General features: G+C 59.1%; 7 protein-coding genes and 1 pseudogene. 5 read left to right on the plus strand and 3 right to left on the minus strand.

Annotated features, from left to right (window positions below):
• From ACR0NA_RS21505 to ACR0NA_RS21515, 3 genes are all read right to left on the minus strand, one after another.
• On the minus strand, window positions 1–91 hold a 91-nt coding region (locus ACR0NA_RS21505; protein WP_215675807.1), incomplete at its 3' end, for a GTP-binding protein.
• Window positions 92–202: 111 nt separating this feature from the next.
• Window positions 203–799 (minus strand): hypothetical protein, encoded by a 597-nt coding sequence (locus tag ACR0NA_RS21510; protein WP_170657632.1) that lies wholly within the window; start codon window positions 797–799, stop codon window positions 203–205.
• Between the two features lie 98 nt (window positions 800–897).
• Window positions 898–3,246 (minus strand): DNA topoisomerase IV subunit A, encoded by a 2,349-nt coding sequence (locus ACR0NA_RS21515; RefSeq protein ID WP_480732601.1) that lies wholly within the window; start codon window positions 3,244–3,246, stop codon window positions 898–900.
• A gap of 200 nt (window positions 3,247–3,446) precedes the next feature.
• On the opposite strand from ACR0NA_RS21515, the gene ACR0NA_RS21520 reads away from it, so the two are divergent.
• The 5 genes and pseudogenes from ACR0NA_RS21520 to ACR0NA_RS21540 form a co-directional block, all read left to right on the plus strand.
• Complete coding sequence (locus ACR0NA_RS21520; protein WP_480732602.1) at window positions 3,447–4,076, plus strand: SH3 domain-containing protein; 630 nt, start codon at window positions 3,447–3,449, stop codon at window positions 4,074–4,076.
• A 69-nt stretch (window positions 4,077–4,145) separates the two neighbouring features.
• A complete protein-coding gene (locus ACR0NA_RS21525; protein WP_480732605.1) occupies window positions 4,146–4,973 on the plus strand; it encodes an SDR family NAD(P)-dependent oxidoreductase in 828 nt (275 codons plus the stop codon).
• Between the two features lie 79 nt (window positions 4,974–5,052).
• The gene (locus tag ACR0NA_RS21530) at window positions 5,053–5,256 is read left to right on the plus strand and encodes a twin transmembrane helix small protein (protein WP_170657638.1); all 204 of its coding nucleotides are present in this window, start codon (window positions 5,053–5,055) and stop codon (window positions 5,254–5,256) included.
• Entirely contained in the window at window positions 5,257–5,829 is a 573-nt protein-coding gene (locus ACR0NA_RS21535; protein WP_480453285.1) for a cob(I)yrinic acid a,c-diamide adenosyltransferase, read from the plus strand. It begins immediately after the preceding gene.
• A 265-nt stretch (window positions 5,830–6,094) separates the two neighbouring features.
• Window positions 6,095–6,185: pseudogene (locus tag ACR0NA_RS21540) on the plus strand (electron transfer flavoprotein subunit beta/FixA family protein); the annotation flags it as partial.

A 6,185-nucleotide genomic window follows, 5' to 3' on the forward strand; every position in this document is an offset into this window, starting at 1 on the left:
CTGCGGTCAGCGTCGTTTTACCATGGTCAACGTGGCCAATCGTGCCGATGTTGACGTGCGGTTTTGTACGCTCAAACTTTTCCTTTGCCATTCCTCAGGCGCCCTTTTGCGATTTGGGGGACCCTTGGTCCCGTAGGTTACATCTGCGCGCGCGAGATATTGGGTTCAAAGGAGAAAATCAAGCACATCCTGAGGGAAATACCTAACCTTGTACCGGATTCGGTGACGACTGCCCGATTTCGACTGGTTGCAGCACCTCGGGGCGCTTGTCGAACCAACCGTTCGCCTTGTGTTCTTCGGCGATCCACTCCTCGACCCGGTCGGCAACTTTCAGGGCCAGCCCGTTCATCTGCTCTTCCTTGGTGCGGGCATGGCCGGAACCTTTCAGAGCACTTTCGCCGGTCGTATCTTCGAGGACCTGCATCTGTTCGCCTTTGGCAAGGAATTCCTTGCGCTCGACGTCGTAGACATTGACCAGAACGATGGCAGTACTTTTGGGGTTGAACAGAACCGGCACACCCGGGGGCGCCAGCATGTACCCTTCGAGGCTGATACCGATGTCGTATTCCTGCGACCCCTGGTAGCGGCCCATCCGGATATCCACGGCATTCTGAATGGCGTTGGTCCATTCCTGCGGTGTGGCGTCGCGCGACACCGGCCCTTGAACGGCCTTGTCGGCAAATGCGTAATTCACGCGCAGCTTGAACTCGCCCAATTCTTCAGGAGCTTCGTCCACAAGCGTCGGCGCGCAGGCCCCAAGCAAGGCCAGTCCGGCGGTCAGCGTCAGTATTCGGATCATTCTCTTGTCTCGACAGGTCCGTTTTTTAACGATGTAGCGCACCGACACGGCCTGTGCCAAGCCGTGTCAGCAAAAATTGACCTACTGGCGCATTTTGGTCAGGAGAACTTATAGTCACGCGGGAAGCCATATGGTGGCTTTTTCCCGACGCTTGCGCGTTTGGACAGCCACTGTGACAGGTCTGCCTCGTGCCGGGTCTTGTCACCGCCCATCGACCATTTCAGACCGTCCTCCCAGTCAAAGGTCGTCAGGTCGGACAGGCCGCCATCCAGTTCCAGCGTGCCCTGACGCCCGCGGGCCATGTTGTACTTTTGCAGGCGCACGCCTTTGCCGCGCGTCATCTCGGGCAGCTCGGACACCGGGAACACAAGGAATTTTCCGTTCTGCGAAACGACGGCCACGTGGTCACCGGCGACCGGTTTGCAGATCATGGCCGTTTCGTCCCCCTTGACGTTAAGGACCTGTTTGCCGTTTCGGGTCTGGGCCAGCACGTCATCCTCGGGCACCATGAAGCCGTTGCCCGCATCCGAGGCCACGAGCAGCTTGCGCCCCGGCTTGTGGATCAGGATGTCAACGATCTGTGCCTCGTTCGGCAGGTCAACCATCAGGCGGAGCGGTTCGCCCATGCCCCGCCCGCCGGGCAGATTGGCGGCGCTGACCGTGTAGAATCGCCCGTTCGAGGCAAAGACAAGCAAGCGGTCGGTCGTCTCGGCATGGAAGATAAAGCGCGGGCCGTCACCGTCCTTGAATTTCAGTTCGCGGTTCAGGTCGATATGACCGGTCATCGCGCGAATCCAGCCCATCTGAGAGCAGACGACCGTGATCGGCTCGCGGTCGATCATCGCCTCAAGTGGCACTTCTTCGACATTTCCGGCCTCGGCAAACTGCGTGCGGCGCGCGCCGCCTTCGTAGTCCTTGCCGAAGGTTTTCTTGGTCTCTTTCAATTGCTCCGCGATTTTGGCCCATTGCAGGCCTTCATCGGCCAACAGGTCCTCAAGATTGGCGCGTTCCAGCATCAGCTCGTCACGCTCACGCACCAGCTCCATCTCTTCGAGACGGCGTAAGGAGCGTAGGCGCATGTTGAGGATCGCGTCGACCTGAACCTCGGACAACTCACCCTCACCCGGCTTGGGTGAGACATAGTCGGCCTCGTTGGTGGCGCGAACGTGGTCGATGCCCCAATCTTCGCGCATCAGCGCGGCTTTGGGGTCGTCGTCATAGCGGATGATGTCGATCACGCGGTCGAGGTTCAGGAAGGCGACGATAAAGCCTTCCAACACTTCCAAACGATGATCGATCTTGCCCAGACGGTGGCGCGAGCGACGCAGCAGTACCTCTTGCCGGTGATCAAGAAAGGCGCGCAGCACCTCTTTCATCGAACAGACCTTGGGCGTCACGCCGTCGATCAGCACGTTCATGTTCAGGCTGAACCGCACCTCAAGGTCCGAGTTGCGGTAGAGCATGCCCATCAGCACCTCGGGGTCCACATTCTTGGAACGCGGCTCAAGGATAAGGCGGATGTCATCGGCGGATTCGTCGCGCACATCGGCGAGGATCGGGATTTTCTTGGTCTGGATCAGCTCGGCGATCTTTTCGATCAGCTTGGATTTCTGAACCTGATAGGGAATCTCGGTAACGATGATCTGCCACTGGCCGCGGCCCAGATCCTCGACCTCGTACTTGCAGCGCAGCCGGAACGATCCGCGCCCGGTGCGATAGGCCTGTGCGATGTTCTCGGGCGGTTCGACGATCACGCCGCCGGTCGGGAAGTCCGGGCCGGGCACGTAGTTCAGCAACGTGTCGTCGCGGGCATCGGGTGTTTTGATTAGATGCAGGCAGGCATCACAAAGTTCAGCGATGTTGTGCGGCGGGATATTCGTCGCCATGCCCACCGCAATTCCGCTGGCGCCATTGGCCAGCAGGTTCGGAAACTGCGCAGGCAGCACGACCGGCTCGGTCAGGGTGCCATCATAATTGTCGCGGAAATCGACAGCGTCTTCGTTCAGACCCTCAAGCAGGGCCTCGGCCACGATGGTCATCCGCGCCTCGGTGTAACGAGAGGCCGCCGGATTGTCGCCGTCGATATTGCCAAAGTTCCCCTGCCCGTCGACCAGCGGATAACGGACGTTAAAGTCCTGCGCCAGACGCGCCATCGCGTCGTAAATCGCGGCGTCACCGTGCGGGTGGTAGTTACCCATCACGTCACCGGAGATCTTGGCAGACTTACGGAATCCACCGGTTGCACTGAGTCGCAGCTCGCGCATCGCGTAGAGGATTCTCCGGTGAACCGGCTTTAATCCGTCGCGCGCGTCGGGCAGGGCACGATGCATGATCGTGCTGAGCGCATAGGTCAGATAGCGTTCGCCAATCGCGCGGCGCAATGGCTCGGCTATCTCGCCCCCGGTCTCAGGGGTCTCCATATTGGGGTCGTCGATCGTATCGTTCATATATGATGTGATACGCCGCAAGAGCCCGCTGGTAAAGCAAGCACAGCATATTTTGCTGGGGACAAGTCGCGCTTTTTGCAACAGGGGGAGACAAGTCCCGGATTTCCCCGCATTTTCGACTCATCGTCCAAAATATGGTAAGATTTCACTGATTGTACTGCTGCAATTTTTTGATTTTTCTGATTGTCGGGGGAAGCGCCATGAAGCGCCTCATAGTTCTTACGTTTGCTGCACTTGGCTGGGTTTTCTATGTCATGAGCGGAGGGCCGGATTTCGCCCCACGTGGAGAACGCGCACCCGTTCCGGAGCAGGTGGCCGAGGCCCCGAAACCCGCACCTGCCCCTCTGGTTTCTCCGAAAGCCGAAGAGTTGGTAACCAAAACCGTCCTTCAACCCGCTACCCCGGTTGTGCCGAAAGTCGTACCGGAACCCGAGCCGGTCACGACGGAAGAATCGATTGCCTTGCTGGCCCAGGCGGCCAGCAGCCTGAATTCAGGGACATCCCTTTTTGGCACTCAGACCACCGGGCTGACGCTGGCGTCTCTGGAACAGGGCGCGGCCGGGCTGCAGCAGATCACCCCATCAGAGCCGGAACCTGCGGAAACGCCTGTGGCGGCCGAGCCTGTCAAAGACATCCGCGAGGTATCGGGTACACGGGTGAACATGCGCGACGGCCCCGGCACGATCTATCCGATCATCGCCAAGGTCACCATCGGTCAGAAGGTCGAGGTGCTGCATGATCCGGGCACCGGCTGGCTGCGCCTGCGCGTGTTGCCCGAGCGACACGTTGGATGGATTTCAGCGTCCCTCATCCGGAAAATCAACGACTGACGCAGAGGTGTCATTGCTCTGTTCCGAACCTCGCAATAGCTATGGGCGAGGTTCATTTTCGGGAATGTCATGCAAAAATCCATCCTCATCACTGGCTGCTCATCCGGTATCGGTCAGGACGCGGCACACGGTATGCGTGCGCGTGGCTGGCGTGTTTTTGCATCCTGCCGGCAGCAACGCGATTGCGACCGCTTGCGGGCGCAGGGCTTTGACAGCCCCCGGATCGATTACACCGACGCGGACAGCATAACCTCTGGTTTGGCACAGGTTCTCGAGGCAACGGGCGGCACGCTGGATGCCCTGTTCAACAACGGTGCGCATGGCCTGCCCGGCGCGGTCGAGGATGTGCCAACCGACGGAATGCGCCATATCTTCGAGACCAACGTATTTGGCTGGCACGAACTGACGCGGCAAGTGATTCCCGTCATGCGCGCGCAGGGCCACGGGCGAATCGTTCAATGTTCGTCGGTGCTGGGTCTGGTCGCGTTTCCCTGGCGCGGGGCCTATGTCGCCACCAAATACGCAGTCGAAGGGCTGACCGATACCATGCGGCTTGAGCTGCGGGACACCGGCATCAAGGTCATTCTGATCGAACCCGGACCGATCACGTCCAAGTTGCGGGAGAAGGCGATCCCAATGTTTGAGCGCTTTATCGACTGGGAAAATTCTGCCCTGCGCGAAAGATACGAAAATTCGCTGCTCAAAAGGCTTTACGAGGATTCGGGACCTGACAGATTCGAACTGCCCGCCTCAGCCGTCACAGACAAGCTTGCCCGCGCCGTCGAAGCCCGGCGCCCCCGTTCTCGATACTATGTCACGACGCCAACCTATATCGCGGGTTACCTGCGCCGGGTTCTGCCCACAGGCGCCATCGATCGCATCCTGTCGGACATCTGAGACGAAATTACCGGTTCGCTTTTTGCCCTGTCGGGGCTAGATGGGGTCAGGCGCAACACTAATCGCGGACGGTAAAGTTATGGACCTGATGATGGTCATCTTGCTCATGGCCATGGCGGCGGTCGTCGCCGTACTGGCGATGGGCATCGCCAATTTTGGCAAAAGCGGCACCGATGCCGCAAAGAAAAGCAACAAGATGATGCGGCTGCGCATCCTGTTTCAGTTCATTGCCGTAGTGCTTATCGTGCTCTACGTCGTATTGCGCGGACAGGGAGTGCAATAGATGGTCGTACTGAACAAGATCTATACCCGCACCGGCGACGACGGGAAAACCGCGCTGGGCAACGGCGAACGTGTCGCCAAATATTCCGGTCGCGTTACGGCCTATGGCACCGTGGATGAGTTGAACGCCCATGTCGGGGTCGCCCGACTGGAGGCCGACGGCGATGTGGATGCAGCACTTGCCCGTATCCAAAATGATCTGTTTGATCTGGGCGCGGATCTATGCCGCCCGGACATGGAGAAGGATGCCGAGGCTGATTACCCGCCTCTGCGCATGGTTGCCTCTCAGACCGATCGGCTGGAAGCTGAAATTGACGCTATGAACGAATCCCTGGAACCGCTGCGCAGCTTCATCCTGCCAGGAGGGTCCCGGCTGGCCGCGCATCTGCACGTATGCCGCACCGTCTCACGCCGCGCGGAACGTCTTGCCGTCGAGCTGACCAATATGGAGCCGGTCAACGAGGCCAGCGTAAAATACCTCAATCGGCTGAGCGACTGGTTCTTTGTCGCGGCGCGTTGCGCCAATAACGGCGGGCGGGACGATGTTTTGTGGGTTCCGGGGGCAAACCGCTGATCCGAACGCGGCGCCGGGCTGAGTATTCAGAGAGTTAAGCCTCAGGACAAGCTGATGCCATTGGCCCCCGTGCAGCGGGCCAAACCGACACCTTGGGGTTCGATTCCCGTTTCTCAGGCAAAAAAATACTGAAACGCGACGTCTGGAAGCCACGACGTGACGATTTTGCCCTGTTGCAGCGAAGCGCGAGACGCTATCTACACCCGCGAGAGCATTGGTGGAGTCGCGACGCGGCTTACCGTTTTTGTAAGGAGCAAGCGCAAAAATGAAGGTACTCGTGCCTGTCAAACGCGTGATTGACTATAATGTGAAGGTTCGCGTTAAAGCGGACGGTAGCGGTGTTGATCTCGCCAATG

The sequence above is a fragment of the Ruegeria sp. C11 genome (genome assembly GCF_056537725.1).